Annotated in this window: 16 protein-coding genes and 2 pseudogenes; 6 read left to right on the top strand and 12 right to left on the bottom strand. The window is 63.5% G+C overall.

The window, feature by feature from the left end:
- Nucleotides 1–12: 12 nt before the first annotated feature.
- Nucleotides 13–99, top strand: coding sequence for an IS3 family transposase (locus ACQRD3_RS08470; protein WP_427780981.1), 87 nt, complete (start codon nucleotides 13–15; stop codon nucleotides 97–99).
- A 71-nt stretch (nucleotides 100–170) separates the two neighbouring features.
- Here ACQRD3_RS08470 and asnB read toward each other — a convergent pair whose 3' ends face one another.
- The 4 genes and pseudogenes from asnB to gudD all read right to left on the bottom strand — a co-directional run.
- Nucleotides 171–2,015, bottom strand: coding sequence for an asparagine synthase (glutamine-hydrolyzing) (asnB, locus tag ACQRD3_RS08465; RefSeq protein ID WP_427780977.1), 1,845 nt, complete (start codon nucleotides 2,013–2,015; stop codon nucleotides 171–173).
- A gap of 115 nt (nucleotides 2,016–2,130) precedes the next feature.
- The gene (locus tag ACQRD3_RS08460; protein ID WP_158082895.1) at nucleotides 2,131–2,712 is read right to left on the bottom strand and encodes a LysR family transcriptional regulator; all 582 of its coding nucleotides are present in this window, start codon (nucleotides 2,710–2,712) and stop codon (nucleotides 2,131–2,133) included.
- Nucleotides 2,713–2,788: 76 nt separating this feature from the next.
- Nucleotides 2,789–3,582, bottom strand: a pseudogene (locus ACQRD3_RS08455) (DUF4147 domain-containing protein).
- Nucleotides 3,464–4,038 (bottom strand): annotated as a pseudogene (gene gudD, locus ACQRD3_RS08450) (glucarate dehydratase); the annotation flags it as partial. The pseudogenes ACQRD3_RS08455 and gudD, both read right to left, overlap by 119 nt.
- Nucleotides 4,039–4,282: 244 nt before the next feature.
- On the opposite strand from gudD, the gene ACQRD3_RS08445 reads away from it, so the two are divergent.
- The 4 genes from ACQRD3_RS08445 (at nucleotide 4,283) to ACQRD3_RS08430 (ending at nucleotide 8,872) form a co-directional block, all read left to right on the top strand.
- Complete coding sequence (locus tag ACQRD3_RS08445; protein WP_427780974.1) at nucleotides 4,283–5,152, top strand: EamA family transporter; 870 nt, start codon at nucleotides 4,283–4,285, stop codon at nucleotides 5,150–5,152.
- Between the two features lie 50 nt (nucleotides 5,153–5,202).
- Complete coding sequence (locus ACQRD3_RS08440; protein WP_427780973.1) at nucleotides 5,203–7,362, top strand: Tex family protein; 2,160 nt, start codon at nucleotides 5,203–5,205, stop codon at nucleotides 7,360–7,362.
- A 78-nt stretch (nucleotides 7,363–7,440) separates the two neighbouring features.
- Entirely contained in the window at nucleotides 7,441–8,106 is a 666-nt protein-coding gene (locus ACQRD3_RS08435; RefSeq protein ID WP_427780971.1) for a MerR family transcriptional regulator, read from the top strand.
- The gene (locus ACQRD3_RS08430; RefSeq protein ID WP_427780969.1) at nucleotides 8,006–8,872 is read left to right on the top strand and encodes a hypothetical protein; all 867 of its coding nucleotides are present in this window, start codon (nucleotides 8,006–8,008) and stop codon (nucleotides 8,870–8,872) included. The genes ACQRD3_RS08435 and ACQRD3_RS08430 overlap by 101 nt, the downstream gene beginning before the upstream one ends.
- Before the next feature lie 103 nt (nucleotides 8,873–8,975).
- Here the strand turns inward: ACQRD3_RS08430 and ACQRD3_RS08425 are convergent, their stop codons facing one another.
- Nucleotides 8,976–10,385 (bottom strand): uracil-xanthine permease family protein, encoded by a 1,410-nt coding sequence (locus ACQRD3_RS08425; RefSeq protein ID WP_427780968.1) that lies wholly within the window; start codon nucleotides 10,383–10,385, stop codon nucleotides 8,976–8,978.
- Nucleotides 10,386–10,633: 248 nt separating this feature from the next.
- Between ACQRD3_RS08425 and ACQRD3_RS08420 the strand changes: the two genes are divergently transcribed.
- Entirely contained in the window at nucleotides 10,634–11,014 is a 381-nt protein-coding gene (locus ACQRD3_RS08420; protein WP_427780966.1) for a metallopeptidase family protein, read from the top strand.
- A gap of 21 nt (nucleotides 11,015–11,035) precedes the next feature.
- Here ACQRD3_RS08420 and ACQRD3_RS08415 read toward each other — a convergent pair whose 3' ends face one another.
- The 7 genes from ACQRD3_RS08415 to ACQRD3_RS08385 form a co-directional block, all read right to left on the bottom strand.
- Complete coding sequence (locus tag ACQRD3_RS08415; protein WP_080906218.1) at nucleotides 11,036–12,769, bottom strand: ATP-binding protein; 1,734 nt, start codon at nucleotides 12,767–12,769, stop codon at nucleotides 11,036–11,038.
- A 115-nt stretch (nucleotides 12,770–12,884) separates the two neighbouring features.
- Nucleotides 12,885–13,553 carry a response regulator transcription factor gene (locus ACQRD3_RS08410; protein WP_427780963.1) on the bottom strand — a complete coding sequence of 223 codons (669 nt, stop codon included), beginning with the start codon at nucleotides 13,551–13,553 and terminating at the stop codon, nucleotides 12,885–12,887.
- A 22-nt stretch (nucleotides 13,554–13,575) separates the two neighbouring features.
- Nucleotides 13,576–14,223, bottom strand: coding sequence for a phosphate signaling complex protein PhoU (gene phoU / locus ACQRD3_RS08405; RefSeq protein WP_080906216.1), 648 nt, complete (start codon nucleotides 14,221–14,223; stop codon nucleotides 13,576–13,578).
- 12 nt (nucleotides 14,224–14,235) lie between these two features.
- Complete coding sequence (pstB, locus tag ACQRD3_RS08400) at nucleotides 14,236–15,000, bottom strand: phosphate ABC transporter ATP-binding protein PstB (RefSeq protein ID WP_427780961.1); 765 nt, start codon at nucleotides 14,998–15,000, stop codon at nucleotides 14,236–14,238.
- A gap of 14 nt (nucleotides 15,001–15,014) precedes the next feature.
- On the bottom strand, nucleotides 15,015–15,872 hold the full coding sequence (gene pstA / locus ACQRD3_RS08395; protein WP_080906214.1) for a phosphate ABC transporter permease PstA: 858 nt from the start codon (nucleotides 15,870–15,872) through the stop codon (nucleotides 15,015–15,017).
- 27 nt (nucleotides 15,873–15,899) lie between these two features.
- The gene (pstC, locus tag ACQRD3_RS08390) at nucleotides 15,900–16,748 is read right to left on the bottom strand and encodes a phosphate ABC transporter permease subunit PstC (protein WP_427780979.1); all 849 of its coding nucleotides are present in this window, start codon (nucleotides 16,746–16,748) and stop codon (nucleotides 15,900–15,902) included.
- Between the two features lie 182 nt (nucleotides 16,749–16,930).
- Nucleotides 16,931–17,803, bottom strand: coding sequence for a phosphate ABC transporter substrate-binding protein (locus ACQRD3_RS08385; protein WP_427780959.1), 873 nt, complete (start codon nucleotides 17,801–17,803; stop codon nucleotides 16,931–16,933).
- Nucleotides 17,804–17,861 lie beyond the last annotated feature (58 nt).

Here is a 17,861-nt window from a genome sequence, read left to right as displayed (position 1 = left end):
GTCGACGAATACATGGACTTTTACAATACAAGGCGGCTTCAAGCTAAGTTAAAGGGTCTGGCTCCCATTGCTTACAGGAACCAGACCCTCGTGGCATAATTTTTCTTTTTTTACCTGTCTACTTGACAGGGGACGGTTCAGACCGCACAGGAGGCCGCCTTTTCCAGTTTTTAAAGATGAAGGCCAAACTCCAGCATCCAGGCGTTGAGCTGGATGAGATAGGCCAGCATCTGCGGCCCCGCCATGAGCTGCCCGAACCAGGGCTTGCCGTAATCCCCCGCATTCTGGAGCAGCCCCGCCCGCAGCGCCTCTGCGTCCACCAGACTGTGGATCGGGGCGTCCCGGTCGTCCAGCAGGGTGAGCACCCCCGCCCGCACCAGCTGCTCATAGAGGGGATTGTGGGTCTTGGGGTAGGGAGACTTGGGCCGCAGGCGCACATCCTCCGGCAGCAGCCCCTCCGCCGCGTCCCGCAGCACCTGCTTGCGCCGCCCGCCCATGGCCTTCATCCCCCAGGGAATGTTCCACACATACTCCACCAGACGGTAATCACAGAAAGGCACCCGCACCTCCAGCCCGGAGGCCATGCTCATCCGGTCCTTCCGGTCCAGGAGCGTGGCCATGAACCAGTTGAGGTTGAGCCACCCCACCTCCCGCTGCCGGGCGTCCTCCGCCCGCTCCCCCTCCAGCCGGGGCGTGGAGGCGATCCAGCCACGGTAGGTTTGATTTACATAATCTTCTATGTGGAACGTTTTCCAGAGGGGTGCAAAGATCTCCGCCCGGGGGCTCAAGTCCACGCACCAGGGAAACGTGCCGGCGTTCAGCAGCTCGCTGCGCTCAAACCAGGGGTAGCCGCCAAACACCTCGTCGGCGCACTCCCCCGAGAGGGCCACCGTGTGGGTCTTTGCCACCTGGCCGCAAAAATAGAGGAGGGAGGCATCTACATCCGCCATACCGGGCAGGTCCTTGTACCGGGCGGCCGCAGGAAGGAGCTCGGCGAGGGTTGGAATGGGGCAGGTAAGCGCCGTGTGCCGGGTGTGAAAGGTCTCCACCATCCGCTTTACCCAGGGCGCGTCGTTGTCAGGCTGAAATATAGACGGCTTAAAATACATTTCGTTATCAGTATAATCAAAGGAATACGTCTCCAGAGGGGGCAGTCCCCGGCGCAGATAATCCCTGGCCGCCACAGCGGTGATGACACTGGAGTCCAGCCCGCCGGAGAGAAAGGTGCAAAGCGGCACGTCACTCACAAGCTGCCGGGTGATCGCCCCGGTGACCAGCTCCCGCACCCGTTCCACCGTGGTCTCGTAGTCGTCGGTATGGGGGCGGCTCTCCAGGGACCAGTAGCGCCCCTTCCGCACCCCTGCGGCGTCAAAGGTCAGCCAGCTCCCCGGCGCCAGAGCTTTCACCCCGGCAAAGACGCCGCTCTCCGGCGTCCGCGCAGGCCCCAGGCCAAGCACCTCCCGCCAGGTGTCCCCGTCCGCCCGGGGCTCCAGACCGGGATACTGAAAGAGACTTTTCAGCTCTGAGGCAAAGATCAATGTGGTTCCATGCTTGGCATAAAAAAGAGGCTTGACCCCAAAGCGATCCCGGCAGGCAAAAAATTTCTGCTGCAGCCCATCCCACAAAACAAAGGCGTAGATCCCCTCCAGATGCCGCCCAACCTCTTCCCCGTACTCCATATATGCATAGAGGAGGACCTCCGTGTCGGTGCGGGTGGTGAACGTATATCCCTGGGCCTTGAGGGCCCGGCGCAGTTCCGGCGTGTTGTAGAGTTCCCCGTTGTAGGTGAGCACATAGGGGGCGGTGCCCAGATGCCGCTCCATGGGCTGGGCGCCGTTTTCCGGATCAATGACCGCCAGCCTCCGGTGGACCAGAACTCCGGCAGATCCCTGCCACTGTCCCTTCCCGTCCGGGCCCCTGTGATTGAGCGTTTCTCCCATCCGTATGCCGATCTCTCCCCACAGGGGAGCGGTGTTGTCCCGGCTGAAATCGCAGAATCCGGCGATGCCGCACATAGAACCATCCCTTTCGCCGGTGCTTCCGGCTGAAATCAGTCCGCCTTTGGACACAGGTATTTTATGCACGATTCACCGTTTTGACACATACCCGCCAAAAAAGGCCCTGGGCGCATCAGCGCCCGGCGGCAGATCTCCATTGGCCCGAAGGGCGTGTCCACCTTTCGTGTCTCGTCCTCCTTCCGATCGTAAAAAGGCACTCCGTGACGCCCGCAGACGTGATCGTACCCGGCGGCCCGCATGGCCCGGCCGGTCCGGTCCCCCATCCAGAGCCCTCGATCACCGATCCCTGGCGAAACCCGTGGTCAAAAAGACACTCGATACGGCCGGAAAGCACCCCCGCATGCGTGGCGGCACCGCTCTCGGGGGCGGCGGCCACCACCAGGTCGGGCTTGAGCGCCACGTCCGCCCCCGGGAGAATGGCGTCCGCGGCGCGGGCCGCCAGATCCTGAATGATCCGATAGGCCTCCTCCTTCAGTCCCAGCATCTGCCGGGCATACCGGAGATAGATCTCCCCCGCCTCTGTGGGAACGAGCCGGTTTCTGGCGCTGTGAAACAGCCAGGCCCCCAGCTCCCGCTCCAGCTTCAAAAGCTGCTGATCCAGGGCCGACTGGGCGATAAACAGCCCTTCGGCGGCCTTTGTGACGCTCCCGGTCTCCGCAATGGCTAACATATAGCTGATCTGTCTGGTCTCCAATCCCGTTCCCTCCCTTGTAAAACTGCAAAAAGCGCCCCCCGCGGAGAAAACCTCCCGGGGAGCGCCGATGTCCGCTTCAGCGGCGGATGAGGACCACCGACACGTCGTTGACATTGGTGCCCGTGCCGCCGGTGACGATCAGCCCTCCGCAGGCCGCCAGGGCATGGTAGGCGTCGTTATCCCGAAGGACTCCAAACAGATCCGCTCCCCGCCAGGAAAGCCAGAGAACGGTCGGTGTTTTGATGGCTTCGGGCCACCGCCGCCAAAAAGTTCCCCGCCTCCCGGGCCTCACAGTCCAAGCTGTCGGTGAGGATCACCGGCTCGTAGCCCGGCTCCCGGCAGGCCCGGGCGGCGGCTTCAGGCTGTACCGCCGGACGATCTCCTCGGCCTCCGCACAGGTAGAGCGGTCCGGATGGGCCGGGCCGGAGGCAATCATGTCCAGAGGATCCCCAATAATGTCGGAGAGAACCACCTCCAGCCCCCGGGCAGGGGGACAGTGGAGCGCGAACCGCCCCCCTTTCCCCCGCACAGGCACTTGCGTACGGTGTTCATCTCCACGATATCCGCCCCGCTGGCCAGCAGCTGGCGCGTCACGTCCCGAAGATCCTCCCGGAGGGTCAGCGGCCCGATGGGGCCCTGGGCGTGTCCGTGCTTGGTGATGACGATCCCGCCGTCCACCCGCTCCCCCAGGCTTTCCCAGGCGGCCCGGGCCATGGACCAGCCGGCCTTGCCCACAGACACCAGCAGCAGCCGCCCGGGCCAGGGCCACCACGGCATCGGGGGGCAGTGCCTCCTCGTGGCGCAGCCGGTACCAGTCGCAGCCGCTGTCCGACTCGGCGCAATAGGGAAGATCGGTCTTGTTCCGCTCACCCACATAGAAAAGGCAACCCAGGAAACGCACCTCGCTGCGCTGGATCCCGTCCCCCAGCAGGGCGGCGGCAGGCACCTCGAGATACTGGCCCAGCAGATCCAGCAGCGGCGCTTCGTTGGCGGTGACTACGTGGACACCGGTACGGAGGTCAAAGGTCTGCTGCCCCCGCACATCGTCCTGGATGTGGGCGGCAAGCCAGTCTCCGACCTGCTTGAGGGTATTTTTGTAGGCGCCAAGGCTGGAGTCCTCCACAAGGTGCTTCACATCCTCCAGCGCCTTGGTGATCTTCTGTCTGCCGGGGACCTCTCCCAGGCCGGTGCGGCCGTCGGAGTCGGTGAGGACCACCGCATCGCGGGTAAAGTAGGGGGCGTGGGCGCCGGACAGGTTGAGTTCCATGCAGTCCAGGCCGGCTACGGGGAGGCCTCCAGCTGAACCACTTCCGGGGTATTTGCCATATTTGACACTCCTTTTCGCAGACTGCGGATAATGATGGGAAAGTTTCGGTAGTGAAGCGGGCTCTCCCGGTCAAAGGGGTCTTTGTCGTTCTCCCGCATTGTATCCGGGGCGGGAAAAAAGTCAAACGGATTGTGTTAACCGTCCCATTAGAAAAACTAATTTCCCCGGCCCCCTTTTCGGCTTCTTCTGGACAGGCATGCCCGGAATGGCGTATAATCGGGTGGAAAGGATCGTGTTGCTGTGATGTGGATCGTCCATGCCTTTGCCTCCGCCCTCTTTGCCGGACTCACCGCCGTGCTGGCGAAGATCGGCGTCAAAAACGTCAACTCCCATTTGGCCACTGCCCTGCGCACCATAGTGGTGGCTCTCTTTGCCTGGATCATGGTCTTTTTGGCGGGCTCTCAGGGCACCATCCGGGATGTGGAGCCCCGAACCTGGCTCTTTCTCATCCTCTCCGGCTTTGCCACCGGCGCTTCCTGGATCTGCTACTTCCGCGCCCTCCAGATCGGCTCGGTGAATCAGGTGGCTCCCATCGACAAATCCAGCACCGTGCTGACCATGCTCCTGGCCTTTCTCTTCCTCCACGAATCCATTACCCTCCCCAAGGCGGTGGGCATGGCTCTCATGCTGACAGGCACCTACCTGATGCTGGAGCGGAAGGCGGTGCCCGCCGATCCGCCGGCCCCCCAGGGACGGGGCTGGTTCTTCTGGGCCGCTCTCTCCGCCGTGTTTGCCAGCCTCACCTCCATTCTGGGCAAGGTGGGCATCCAGGGGGTGGAGTCCAACCTGGGCACTGCCATCCGCACTCTGGTGGTGCTGGCCATGGCCTGGCTCATTGTCCTGGCCCGGGGAAAACAGCGCGAGATCCCCGCCATCGAGGGGAGGAGCTGGCTCTTCCTGGTCCTCTCCGGCTTTGCTACCGGCGGCTCCTGGCTCTTCTACTACTGCGCCCTCCAGGACGGCCCGGCCAGCGTGGTGGCCCCCATCGACAAGCTGAGCATCCTGGTCACGGTGGCCTTCTCCCGGATCTTCCTGGGGGAGAAGCTCAGCCGCCGCGCCGGGCTGGGGCTGGGGCTGCTCACCGCCGGGACGCTGGCGCTGCTGATCCGATAAAATCCAACCCGCCTCACAAATCATCTTTCCGGCTCAAAGGAGTTTACCCTATGGAATCCATTGTCACCCTTCTGGCCCGGGAACTGGGCCAGAAGGAGAATTATGTCAATAACGTGGTCACCCTGCTGGACGAGGGCAACACCATCCCCTTTATCGCCCGCTACCGCAAGGAGCTCCACGGCGCCATGGACGACACCGTCCTCCGCAGCCTGGCCGACCGGCTCCAGTACCTCCGCAATCTGGACAAGCGCAGGGAGGAGGTCTGCCGCTCCATCGAAGAGCAGGGAAAACTCACGGAGGAGCTCTCCGCCGCCATTGCCGCTGCCGCCACCCTGGCTGAGGTGGAGGACCTTTACCGCCCCTACAAGCAGAAGCGCCGCACCCGGGCCGCCATCGCCCGGGAGAAGGGCCTGGAGCCTCTGGCCCGGCTTTTATTCGCGCAGGCCCCGGACTGCCCCGCCCCTGAGAAGGCCGCCCAGGCTTATGTCAATCCAGAGCTGGGCGTGGAGACGGTGGAGGAGGCCCTGGCCGGGGCCCGCGACATCATCGCCGAGGACATTTCGGACGACGCCGAACTCCGCAAGGCTCTGCGCGCCCTCTATGAACGGCGGGCGTTCCTGGTATCCAGAGCCAGGGCCGCCCAGCCCGAGGACACCGTCTACCGCCTCTACTACGACTTCCGCTCCCCCCTCTCCCGACTCCAGGGACACCAGATCCTGGCGGTCAACCGGGGAGAGCGGGAGGACATTTTAAAGGTGGATGTGGAGCTGGACCGGGGACTGGTGCTCCCCCTCATCTGCCGCCGGGCGGTCCGGCCCGGCTCGGCGGCCATGGCCTTTGTCCGCGCCGCCGCGGAGGACGCCTGGGACCGGCTCATCCAGCCCTCGGCGGAGCGGGAGATCCGAAATTCTCTCACCGAGCAGGCCAATGAGGGGGCCATCCGCATGTTCGGGGCCAATCTGAAGCCCCTGCTGATGCAGCCGCCGGTGAAGGGGAAGGTCACCATGGGCCTGGATCCCGGCTACCGCAACGGCTGCAAGGTAGCGGTGGTGGATCCCACAGGCAAGGTGCTGGATACGGCGGTGGTCTACCCCACCCTCTCCGACCGCAGGAAGCGGGAGGCCATGGACACCCTGGCCCGGCTCATCCGCAGGTACGGTGTCACCGCCATCGCCATCGGAAACGGCACCGCCTCCAGGGAGACCGAGTGCATGACCGCTGAGCTCATCCGGGAGGTGGGGAGCGGCGTGAGCTATATGGTGGTGAGCGAGGCGGGAGCCAGCGTCTACTCCGCTTCCAAGCTGGCGGCGGAGGAATTCCCCCAGTACGATGTGAACCTCCGCTCGGCGGTCTCCATCGCCCGGCGGCTCCAGGACCCCCTGGCGGAGCTGGTGAAGATCGACCCCAAGGCCATCGGCGTGGGGCAGTATCAGCACGACATGCCCCAGGCCCGTCTGGACGAGACCCTCTCCGGCGTGGTGGAGGACTGCGTCAACGCCGTGGGGGCCGACCTGAACACCGCCTCCGCCCCCCTGCTGGCCCGGGTGGCCGGCCTGAATCAGACCACCGCCAAAAACGTGGTGGCCTATCGGGAGGAACACGGGGCCTTCACCGCCCGGAAGCAGCTTTTGAAGGTGCCCAAGCTGGGACCCAAGACCTTCCAGCAGTGCGCAGGCTTCCTTCGTGTGCCTGAGAGTGCGGATGTGCTGGACCGCACTGGCGTCCACCCGGAGAGCTACGCCGCCGCCGAGGGGCTGCTGCGCCTGAGTGGTTACGACCGGAAGGCGGTGGCCGCCGGAGCGCTGGAGGAGCTTCCCCGCCGGCTGTCCGCCTACGGGGAGGAGCGGGCCGCCCGGGAGCTGGACATCGGACTGCCCACCCTCCGGGACGTGGTCAAGGAGCTGATGAAACCCGGCCGGGACCCCCGGGACGAGCTGCCCGCCCCCCATCTGCGCACCGACGTGATGGATCTGAAGGACCTCAAGCCCGGGATGGAGCTCACCGGCACGGTGCGCAACGTCATCGACTTCGGCGCCTTTGTGGACATCGGCGTCCACCAGGACGGCCTGGTCCACATCAGCCAGCTCTCCGAGCACCGGGTGAAGCATCCCGGGGAGGTGTGCGCCGTGGGAGACGTGGTCACCGTCTGGGTGCTGGAGGTGGATGAGAAGAAAAAGCGCATCGCCCTGACCATGCGGAAACCGAAATAGGGGTTTTTTCCATTTAGCCGCAAAACACTTGACTGTAAAGCCCCTTGACCCTCTATACTGCCCCCAGGAGGTGGTATGATGACCATCAAAGAACTGGAAGAGGCCGTGGGGATGACCCGGGCCAACATCCGTTTTTATGAGCAGGAGGGTCTGCTCTCCCCCGCCCGGTCTGCCAACGGCTACCGGGATTACAGCCCCGAGGACGCCGCGGCGCTGGAGAAGATCAAACTCCTCCGGCGGCTCCACTTGGACCTGAACACCCTGCGCAGGCTCCAGGCCGGGGAGCTCACACTGGCCGAGGCACTGGAGAAACAGCTCGGCCAGCTGGGGCGGGACCAGTCGGCCCTGGACCGGGCCCGGGCAGTCTGCGCCCAGCTTCGGGCAGCCGGAACGGAATATCAGCAGCTGGACGCCCACCCCTGGCTGGAGGAACTGGACCGGGCCCCGGCCTCGGAGCGGTTCGCTCCCCCCGCCGATGAACTTCCCCCCGCGCCGGGGCATCCCTGGCGGCGGTATTTTGCCCGCATGCTGGATCTGGCTTTGTATGGCCTGCCCATCACGGCGGTGGAGGTGCTGGTGCTCCACCTGTCTCCCAACCTGACCGCCAAAGCCTTTATCGCCCTCCTGGAGGGCTATCTGGGCTTTGCCCTCATGTCTTCTGGAGCCGCTTCTGCTGCATCCGGGCAAGCTTCTCTTTGGCATCGTCCTGCGGGATGCCGACGGCAGTCCGCTCTCCCTCTCTGACGCCCGAAAGCGGCTCTCTCTTCTTTTTTCCCGGGGCCTTGGCTGGGGCATCCCCATCTACAATCTGTATCGGCTCTACAAGAGCGCTTCTCTGTGCTCCGAGGGAGAGCGCAACCCCTGGGAGTGGAACGCCTCCGACGGCCGGGCCCAGCGCATGGACATCCCCGAGAACACCTGGCGATGCTTCGCCTTCGTGGGGGCTCAGGCAGCCTGCTTGGCCGTTGTGGTGCTGATCACCCTCCAGGGGCAGCTCCCCCCGCACCGGGGTGAGCTGAACGAGGCAAAATTTTACGACAACTACAATTTCTATCTGCGTTACTTCGATCTGGACGCCCGCCCTCTCGGCCCAGACGGAAGGCCGTCAGCCGCGGAGGACGGCACAGGGGGCTTCTCCATGGAGCTTTTCCCCAGCCATTCCAGCCAGTGGACGCCTCTCCTCACTGCCGGGACTGTCACGGGATTTCAATACCGGTCCGAGTTCACCGGCAGCTTTTTTCCCCTGTCCTGCCTGAACACCCCACAGTCCCTGGGCCTGCTGGCCTATGCAGGGACCCTTCCCGGGATCAACTGTCTGAACTTCAAGCCCAAGCAGTGGCTGGATCAAATCTCCGACGAGGACTGGAACTATGACGTCACCTACCGAGGTCTGCGCATGACACAAAGCGCCCGGTTTGCCAACGTCGAAAACCAGTCGGGGGCCTTTGTCACCGCCCCCGACGGACAGGAGGGCCGCCTGCTGCTGACCTTCACCGTCCAGGCCGCGTAGCGGCGGCCTCCCAAACGGAAGGGGAAAACAACAAGCGGTCCCCCGGCTTGCCGCCGGGAGACCGCTCTGATGGTTTCGTTTGACTCGGTCCCTGTTTCTTCCTTTAATACCGTCCCAGAGACGCGGCGGTGTCGGCGTTGGCGCTCTGGCCGAAGCGGAAGTCATTGCCGGGGAGGATGGCGTTGAGGACGATGCCCGCGATGGCCGCGATGGCCAGACTGGTCAGGGTGATGGTGGCCCCACCCACGGTGAAGGTCAGCCCCCCGGTAAAGCCCAGGCCGCAGACCAGGATGACGGCGGCGATGATGAGGTTGCGGGAGTTGGTGAAATCCACCTGGTTCTCCACCACGTTGCGCACGCCGATGGCGGAGATCATGCCGTAGAGAATGAAGCTCACGCCGCCGATGATGGCGGCCGGGATGGAATTGACCAGCACGGCGAACTTGGGGCTGAAGGAGAGGATCACGGCATAGAGGGCGGCCAGCCGTACCACCCGGGGATCGTGGACCTGGGAGAGGACCAGCACGCCGGTGTTCTCGCCGTAGGTGGTGTTGGCCGGGCCGCCGAAGAGGCCCGCCATGGCAGTGGCAATGCCGTCGCCCACCAGGGTGCGGTGGAGGCCCGGATCTTCAATGAAGTTCTCCCCCACGGTGGCGGAGATGGCGGACATGTCGCCGATGTGCTCCATCATGGAGGCGATGGCGATGGGGGCCATCACCATGACTGCGGAGAGATCGAACTTGGCCACGCTGCCGGAGAAGTTGGTGAAGAAGGGCTGCAGGCCGATGAGACTCGCCTCGGCCATCCCGGAGAAGTTCAGCATGGGGCCGGTGGTGCCGGAAGCGGCGTCCACAATGACGGTGGCGCCCATGGCGTTGCCGATGACGGCCACCACATACGCGCCCACCACGCCCAGCAGGATGGGGATGATCTTGATCATGCCCTTGCCCCAGATATTGGCCACAATGATGATGGCCATGGCCACCAGGGCCAGCCACCAGCAGGTGGAGGCGTTGTTGACGGCAGAGGGAGCCAGGTTGAGGCCGATGAGAATGATGATGGGGCCGGTGACCACGGGGGGCAGGAAATGCATCACCTTGTGAACGCCAACAGCTTTAATAACAAGCGCCAGCACAACATAGAGAAGGCCCGCCACCACGACACCGCCGCAGGCGTACTGGAGCTTTTCGGCCCCGCTCATGGAGGCGTAGATCCCGGCATCCATAGCCCCGATGGCGGCGAAGCCGCCCAGAAAGGCGAAGGAGGATCCCAGGAAGGCGGGCACCTTCATCTTGGTACACAGGTGGAAGAACAGGGTCCCCACACCGGCGAAAAACAGCGTTGTCTGAATGGACAGGGGCAGGCCGTAGGTGTTGACCAGAATGGGCACCAGCACCGTGGCGCCGAACATGGCGAACATGTGCTGGAGGCCCAGCACCAGCATCTTAGGCAGACCCAGAGTCCTGGCGTCCCGGATGGGGCCCTTTCCCGCGTTGGTTTTCGTTTCCTTCATTCGGATTCTCCTTTCATCTCTCACACACCGCCCAAATGGGCAAAAAAATACCGGCATTCCTGCCGGTCTACGAGGAAAACGAAAATAGGGAACAGAAAAAAGACGGTCTTCCGGGCCCGTTTTTCACACTTCCGGTTCTGCATCTCTTTTCCCTCCTCATTTTCACATTGTCGAATATTATACAAAAAGTTCTCATAGATTGCAAGCGTTATTTTTCCTTTTTTCGGAATAAATCGGGAGGTTACGACATGATCCTTTCCTTTGACCGCGTGGGAAAACTGCTGGATGAAATGGCAGAGGAGTTTCCGCCGGAGTTTTTTGAGGAACTCAGCGGGGGCATCCTGCTGGAGGCGGAGAAAAAGGAGGACCCGGACTGCCCCGGAGAAAACCTCTACCTCATGGGAGAGTTTTTCGACGATCTGCTGGGCCGCCGCATCGTGCTCTACTACGGCTCCTTCGCCGCCCTAGCCAAGCTGGAGGAGTGGACGGAATGGGACTGGGCCGGGGAGCTCTACACAACCCTGGCCCACGAGCTGACCCACCACATGGAGGGTCGGGCGGGCCTGCGGGATCTGGAGGTCAAGGATGAGGAGGAAATGGAAGCATTCCGCCGGGAGCGGGGCAAATAGCCCCACTCCCGGCGGTCTCTTTTATTCCTCCGTGCCGCCCGCGGGCAGGCGGACGGTGAACACGCTCCCTTTGCCCGGCTCGCTCTTCAGAGACACCGAGCCGCCGTAGAGCTGGCAGATATGCTTGACGATGGCCAGCCCCAGACCGGTACCGCCGTTTTTCCGGGCACGGCCCCGGTCCACCCGGTAGAACCGCTCGAAGATCCGCTCCTGAGCCTCGGGGGGAATGCCGATACCCGTATCTGAAACCGTGATCGTCATGTCCGCGCCCTCCGCGGCCACGGCCACACTCACCCGCCCGCCGGGTTCATTGTACTTCACACCGTTTTCCATCAGATTCAGCAGCAGCTCCTTGAGCCGCCCGGCAGAGATCCGGGCCAGCCCCGGCTGGCCGCCGATCTCCATCGTCACGCCTGCCGCGCCTGCCTCCGGGCCCAGCAGTCCGGCCACTTCCCGGGCGGTGTCCAGCGGCGAGGCGGACTCCTCGCTCTGGTCGATGGCCACGCTCTCCAGCTCAGAGAGCTTCAAAATGTCGTTGATCAGCTCAATCAGGCGATCTACCTCTACTCCGATCATGGTGAGGAAGCGCTTCTGATCCTCCTCGCTTTTCACCATCCCGGTGGCCAGCATGTCGGTAAAGCCCTTGATGGAAGTGAGGGGAGTCTTGAGCTCATGGGAGACGTTGGCGGTAAACTGGGCCCGGATCCCCTCCGCTTTTTTCAGCTCGGTGACATCGGAGATGAGTACCGAGGTACCCACGCTCTCCCCCTCGTACCGCCGCCCGGTGACCGGGGAGAGGAACATCCGCAGCTCCCGCCCGGCGAAGGCGGGATCGGTGAGGTCCAGGACCACGGGAGTCTTGTCCCTGCGGGTATCCTCCAGTGCCTGACGCACTCTCCGGCTCCGCATGAGGACCTGGACACTGCCCCCCTCCGCCCCCTCGCTCAGGCCAAAGAGCTTGCGGGCGGCCCGGTTGATGGCCAGTATGTCATCCTCCTCATCCAGGAGAAGGAGTCCTTCGTCCATGCAGTCCAGAATCAGTCCCACCTTGTCCCGCTCGGCCTTCACCTGGTCCAGATACTCCCCCAGCCGGCCGATGAGCTTTTCCAGATAGCGAAGGATGGGCCTCAGCTCGTCGTCCCCCTCGTAACCGGCCAGCTCCTCGCCGGTCCCGGTCCCGTCCAGCACCCCCTGGATGGCATCGCCCACCACGTTCAGAGGCTCCAGCAGCCGCCGGGCCATCCGTCCGGCCAGCAGGAAGGCCAGCAGCAGGGCGGCCAGCGTGGCCACGCCCAGCGGGAACAGTCCAGAGCGCACCAGGGTGTCGATGGAGGACAGCGGCATGGCCGCCCGGCCCACAATGCCGTCGGTAAAGGTTTTCGCCACATAAAACAGGGGCATCCCCACCGTCTCGGAGGGACGTGTGGCCTCTCCCCAGCCCGTTTGAAGGGCAGCCTGAAACTCCGGCCGGTCGGCATGGTTTTCCGTGGTCGCGCTGTCCGAGTCGACCACCACGCTGCCGTCCGGGGCAATGAGGGTCAGCCGTTTCTCCGGGGCGGCGGCGCGAAACACCGCCATGGCCCGCTCGGGGTCGGTGACCTGATTCTGTGCGTCCACCATGTTCAGCAGCTCGTGCAGACTCTGGCGGGCGGTGTCCATCTCCCGCTGGTGGAGAGTCCAGACCTCCACCGCGCCGGAGATCAGCAGGGCCAGCACCACAATGAGCATGGTGCCCGCCGTCAATCGTTTTTTCAAGTCTCTCCCTCCCGGCAGTAAAATATGAAAGTTCTTTTTGTCTGCTTCTTCCATACGAAACAGCAAAACTACGGGACTTATTTTTGCCTGCTTTTTCTTTCCAGGAAAAAGCAGGTCAGGGAATTTTATAGCCGACGCCGCGGACGGTGTCGATGATGTGCTCGCCCAGCTTCTGGCGGAGGGCCTTGACGTGCATGTCCACGGTGCGGGTCTCGCCGGTGTAGTCGTAGTCCCACACGGCCCGGAGGATCTCATCCCGGGTAAGGGCCACGCCCCGGCGGGAAGCCAGCAGCCGCAGCAGTTCAAATTCCTTGTAGGTCAGCTCCACCGGCTCCCCTGCCCGGCGCACCTCCCGGGCGGCGGAGTCGATCTCCAGCTCGCCCAGCCGGAGCACCCGGCCTGCGGGCCCCTTGGCCCGACGGAGCACCGCCTTGACCCGGGCCTGGAGTTCCATGATACCGAAGGGCTTGACCACATAGTCGTCCGCCCCCGCCTCCAGTCCGGCCACCCGGTCCATCTCGGCGGTGCGGGCGGTGAGAAAGATCACCGGAACCTCCGCCGTAGCTCCCCCGGCGCGCAGACGGCGCAGGATCTCCACACCGTCCATTCCGGGGAGCATAATATCCAGGATATACAGGGCGGGGGGCGTCAGCCCCGCCTCGCCCGTGAGCATGGCCTCTCCCGAATCGTACCCCCTGGCCTCATAACCTACGGTCTGGAAGTAATAGCGCAGCATCTCCCGGATGCTCTCGTCGTCTTCCACCACCACAATGGCGTCCGCCATGCTCTCTCCCCCCTGTCTTTGTTTACCCCACAAGCTCGCCGGTGACGCAGTAGATGCCCCACTGGGCGATGTTCACCGCGTGGTCGGCGATGCGCTCCAGATACTTGGCGATGATGATGAGGTCAATGGCCCGGTCGGCCTCCTCCCGGCTCTCCACCAGCAGCTCCACCAGCTCCCGCTTGACCCGCTGAAAGAGCTCATCCACCTCGTCGTCCAGGTCGATGACCGCCTTGGCGGCCTCCACATCCCGGTTGGCGTAGGCGAAAATGGAGCGCTTCACCATGACGGCGGCCTTCTGGCTCATGGCCCGGATGTTGGCCAGATCCTGGGCCTTCTGGGTGGTGCCCGGCCACAGCAGGGAGAGCTCGGCGATATTGGCGCACTGGTCGCCGATGCGCTGGAGGTCGGTGACCATCTTCAGCGCCGCCGACACCGTCCGCAGATCCCGGGCCACCGGCTGCTGCTGGAGCAGAAGGCGGAAGCAGCGGTTTTCAATGTCCCGCTCCATCTCGTCCATGCTCCGGGTCAGCTCCATGGCCTCCCGGGCCGAGGATTCCTCGTCGGCGGAGAGGGACTGGGTCACCGTGTCGATGGCGTCCTCGGCGGCGGCGGCCATGTTGATCATCTCGTAGTTGAGCTCCTGGAGCTCGGCGTCAAAGGTCTTTCTCATTTTCCTGCCTCCTTATCCGAACCGTCCGGTGATATAATCCTCGGTGCGCTTATCCCGGGGCACCGAGAAGAGCTGGGTGGTGTCCCCAAATTCAATGAGCTGCCCCAGCAGGAAAAAGGCGCACTTGTCGGACACCCGGGTGGCCTGCTGCATGTTATGGGTGACGATGATAATGGTGTACTCCCGCTTCAGATCGGAGATCAGGTCCTCGATCTTGGAGGTGGAGATGGGGTCCAGAGCGGAGGTGGCCTCATCCATGAGAAGGATGTCCGGCTCCACCGCCAGGGCCCGGGCGATGCACACCCGCTGCTGCTGACCGCCGGAGAGACCCAGGGCCGACTTCTTCAGCCGGTCCTTCACCTCGTCCCAGATGGCCGCGCCCCGAAGGGACTTCTCCACAATATCGTCCAGCGCCGCCTTGTTGCGCACCCCGTGGGTCCGGGGGCCGTAGGCGATGTTGTCGTAAATGGACATGGGGAAAGGATTGGGCTTTTGGAACACCATGCCCACCTGCTTGCGCAGCCACGTCACATCCACCTGGGGATCGTAGATCTCCTGCCCCCGGTAGGTCACCGAGCCGGTGATTTTGATCCCGGGCACCAGATCGTTCATCCGATCCAGGGTCTTGAGGAAGGTGGACTTGCCGCAGCCGGAGGGGCCGATGAGGGCTGTGACCTGTTTTTCCGGAATGTCGATATCAATGCTGTGGAGCGCCTGGGTCTGGCCATACCAGAGATCCAGGCCACGGGTGGCGATGATGGGACTCTGCACTTCCATAGATTCGCCCCTCCTTACTTTCGTTTGAGTTTTCCGCCCAGCCATTTGGCGGACAGATTGATGACCAGGGTGAGGATCATGAGGATGGACGCGATGGCGAAGCCGGTGGCGATCTTGCCCCGCTCCATGGTGTACATGTAGAGGGCCACGGTCAGGCTCCCGCCGGAGGTGGTGAGCAGCTTTCTCAGGCTCCCCACCAGCACCGAGGCCGAGCCCGCGGTGTAAAGCAGGGCGGCCGACTCTCCCACGATGCGTCCGATGGACAGGATGCAGCCGGTGACGATCCCGTCCACCGAGGAGGGAAGCACCACCGTGCGGATCATATGCCACTTGCCGCTGCCCAGTCCCAGGGCGGCCTCCCGGTAGGCCTGGGGCACCGTCTTGAGGGACTCCTGGGTGGTGCGGACGATGGTGGGCAGGATCATGATGACCAGGGTGAAGATGCCCGCCCGGATGGAGCCGCCCCAGCCCAGGAACTGGACGAAGAAGAGCATGCCCACCAGGCCGTAGAGGATGGAGGGGATGCCGGTAAGGGTCTCGGTGGCAAATTCGATGAGCTCCACCACCCGGCGGCTCCTGGCGTACTCGGTGAGGTAGATGGCGGCTCCCACGCCCAGAGGCAGGACGATGAGCAGGGTCCCCACGATGAGCGCCAGGGTGTTGATGAGGTTGGGCAGGATGCCGATGACGTCCCGCAGAACGCTGGGCTCAGTGGTCAGCATCTCCCAGGACACCTCGGGCAGGCCCCGGTAGAAAATATATCCGATCAGCACCACCAGCATCGTGCAGGTGAGCAGGGCGGAAAAATAGAGGAGAAACCGCAGCACCCGGTCATAGAGCACCCGCCGGGGGGAGAGGTGTTTCATTTCCATCAGTATAACATCCCTTTCTCCGAAATTCTATCCTTTGTTCCGATCCCGTTTGAGCAGGGCGTTGAGCAGGATGTTGATGAGCATGATAAAGAGGAACAGCACCAGGGCAATGGAGAACAGGGCGTTGCGCTGGAGGCTTCCCACCGAGGAATAGGACATCTCGGAGGCGATGGCGGTGGTGAGGAAGCGGACGCTTTTGAAGAGGCCGGGCATGTTGGCCACGTTGCCCGCCACCATCATGATGGCCATAGCCTCGCCGATGGCCCGCCCGATGCCAAGCACCACGGCGGCGGCGATACCGCTGGCGGCGGCGGGGGCGCTCACCCGGAAATAGGTCTCGATCTCAGTGGCCCCCAGGGCCAGGGACGCCTCCTCATACTCCTTGGGAACCGCGTTGAGAGCGGTCTCGGACACCGAGATGATGGAGGGGAGGATCATCACCGCCAGCACCACCATGGCCGCCAGCAGGGTGGCACCCGAGGACAGGTCGAAGGCCACCCGCACGGCGGGCACCAGCACCGTCATGCCGATGAGACCATAGACCACTGAGGGAATGCCGGCCAGCAGATCCACCGCTGTCCGGATCACCGCCGCCGTCCGGCGGGGAGCCAGTTTGGAGAGAAATACCGCCGTGAGAAAGCCCACCGGCACACCGATCACGATGGCCCCGGCCGTGCCGTAAATAGAGGTGAGAATAAAAGGCAGGATGCCGAATTTGGGATCTGTCTTGTTGGTGGAGGCCCACTCGGTCCCAAATAGGAAGTCGGTCAGGCCGATCTGGCGAATGGCGGGAAGGCCGGAAATGACCAGGTAAGCCGTGATAAAGAGGACGAAGGCCACGGCTACCAGGCCGCAGAGGAAGAACAGGCCGTTCATTCCCTTCTCCAGCAGATCCCGGGCTCCCCGTTTTTTCACCCCCGGCGCGCCGGGGTCTTGTTTTGTGCGGGTCATAGGCGTGGCCACCTTTCGTAAAGAAGCGGTAAAGTCCAATCGTGAGAACTCGGCGCTCCCCAGCGGGGTGCCGGGGAGCGCCGAATGTCAAAGAGTGGGGAAGCGGTTCAGCTGTTGGCGGGAACCACGCCGGCGGTAGTGTAGAGCCCGGCGTTGGCGGGATCCATGGCGAAGTCATAGAAGGCCTGCGCAGCCTCGCTGAGGGTACTGCCGGTCTTGGTGGCAAAGACAAAGGGACGCTGGATGGCGTAGGTACCGTCCAGAACAGTCTCCTCGGTGCACTCCACGCCGCCCACCTTCAGGGCTTTGACGGAATCCTCCACGCTGGACAGGGAGGCGTAGCCGATGGCATTGGGGGTGGTGGAGACAGCGGTGATGACGGCACCGGTGGAAGTCAGCTCCTGAGTGTACTTGCAGCCGTCGACGGTCTCGGTCAGCTCCTCAAAGGCGCCGCGGGTGCCGGAGCCGGCCTCACGGCCGATGAAGGCGATCTCGCCGTCGGCGCCGCCCACCTCGGACCAGTTGGTGATCTCGCCCTTGGCGATGGCGGCGATCTGCTCCACGGTCAGGTCTTCCACACCGTTTTCAGGATTGACGATCACGGCGATGCCGTCCTTGGCGACGACGGTCTCGGTAAGGTTCGCCTTCTCCTCGTCCTTCAGGCCGCGGGAGGACAGGCCGATATCGGCAGAGCCGTTGGAAGCGGCCTCGATGCCGGTGCCGGAACCGGTGGGATCATAGGTCACGGTGATGCCGGGCTCCACGGTCTTAAACTGCTCGATGAGAGCGCCCATCACCTTCTCCATGGAGGTGGAGCCGTTGGTGGACACAGTGCCGGACAGGGCGGCGGCGGCGCTCTGGGCAGGGGCGGAGCTTTCGGCGGGAGCGGCACTTTCGGTGGAACCGCCGTTGCCGCCGCAGGCGGCCAGCAGGCCCACGCACAGGGCGGCGGAAAGAATCATGGAAGCAGTCTTTTTCATTCTCTTCATTCTCCAATCATACATACAATCATTTCAATTCCTGGGACATTTTTTAGTA

The organism is Candidatus Pseudoscillospira sp. SGI.172, from assembly GCF_050313575.1.
Classification (GTDB): domain Bacteria; phylum Bacillota; class Clostridia; order Oscillospirales; family Oscillospiraceae; genus Vermiculatibacterium.
Note: the sequence above shows the minus strand (reverse complement) of the source record. Positions and strands in the feature narration are given on the sequence as shown.

Excerpts from the sequence above, each read along its gene's own strand:
- ACQRD3_RS08470 (WP_427780981.1), top strand. The coding sequence starts at position 13 with ATGGACTTTTACAATACAAGGCGGCTTCAAGCTAAGTTAAAGGGTCTG.
- asnB (WP_427780977.1), bottom strand. The coding sequence starts at position 2,015 with ATGTGCGGCATCGCCGGATTCTGCGATTTCAGCCGGGACAACACCGCT.
- ACQRD3_RS08445 (WP_427780974.1), top strand. The coding sequence starts at position 4,283 with ATGTGGATCGTCCATGCCTTTGCCTCCGCCCTCTTTGCCGGACTCACC.
- ACQRD3_RS08440 (WP_427780973.1), top strand. The coding sequence starts at position 5,203 with ATGGAATCCATTGTCACCCTTCTGGCCCGGGAACTGGGCCAGAAGGAG.
- ACQRD3_RS08435 (WP_427780971.1), top strand. The coding sequence starts at position 7,441 with ATGACCATCAAAGAACTGGAAGAGGCCGTGGGGATGACCCGGGCCAAC.
- ACQRD3_RS08425 (WP_427780968.1), bottom strand. The coding sequence starts at position 10,385 with ATGAAGGAAACGAAAACCAACGCGGGAAAGGGCCCCATCCGGGACGCC.
- ACQRD3_RS08420 (WP_427780966.1), top strand. The coding sequence starts at position 10,634 with ATGATCCTTTCCTTTGACCGCGTGGGAAAACTGCTGGATGAAATGGCA.
- ACQRD3_RS08410 (WP_427780963.1), bottom strand. The coding sequence starts at position 13,553 with ATGGCGGACGCCATTGTGGTGGTGGAAGACGACGAGAGCATCCGGGAG.
- phoU (WP_080906216.1), bottom strand. The coding sequence starts at position 14,223 with ATGAGAAAGACCTTTGACGCCGAGCTCCAGGAGCTCAACTACGAGATG.
- pstB (WP_427780961.1), bottom strand. The coding sequence starts at position 15,000 with ATGGAAGTGCAGAGTCCCATCATCGCCACCCGTGGCCTGGATCTCTGG.
- pstA (WP_080906214.1), bottom strand. The coding sequence starts at position 15,872 with ATGGAAATGAAACACCTCTCCCCCCGGCGGGTGCTCTATGACCGGGTG.
- pstC (WP_427780979.1), bottom strand. The coding sequence starts at position 16,748 with ATGAACGGCCTGTTCTTCCTCTGCGGCCTGGTAGCCGTGGCCTTCGTC.
- ACQRD3_RS08385 (WP_427780959.1), bottom strand. The coding sequence starts at position 17,803 with ATGAAAAAGACTGCTTCCATGATTCTTTCCGCCGCCCTGTGCGTGGGC.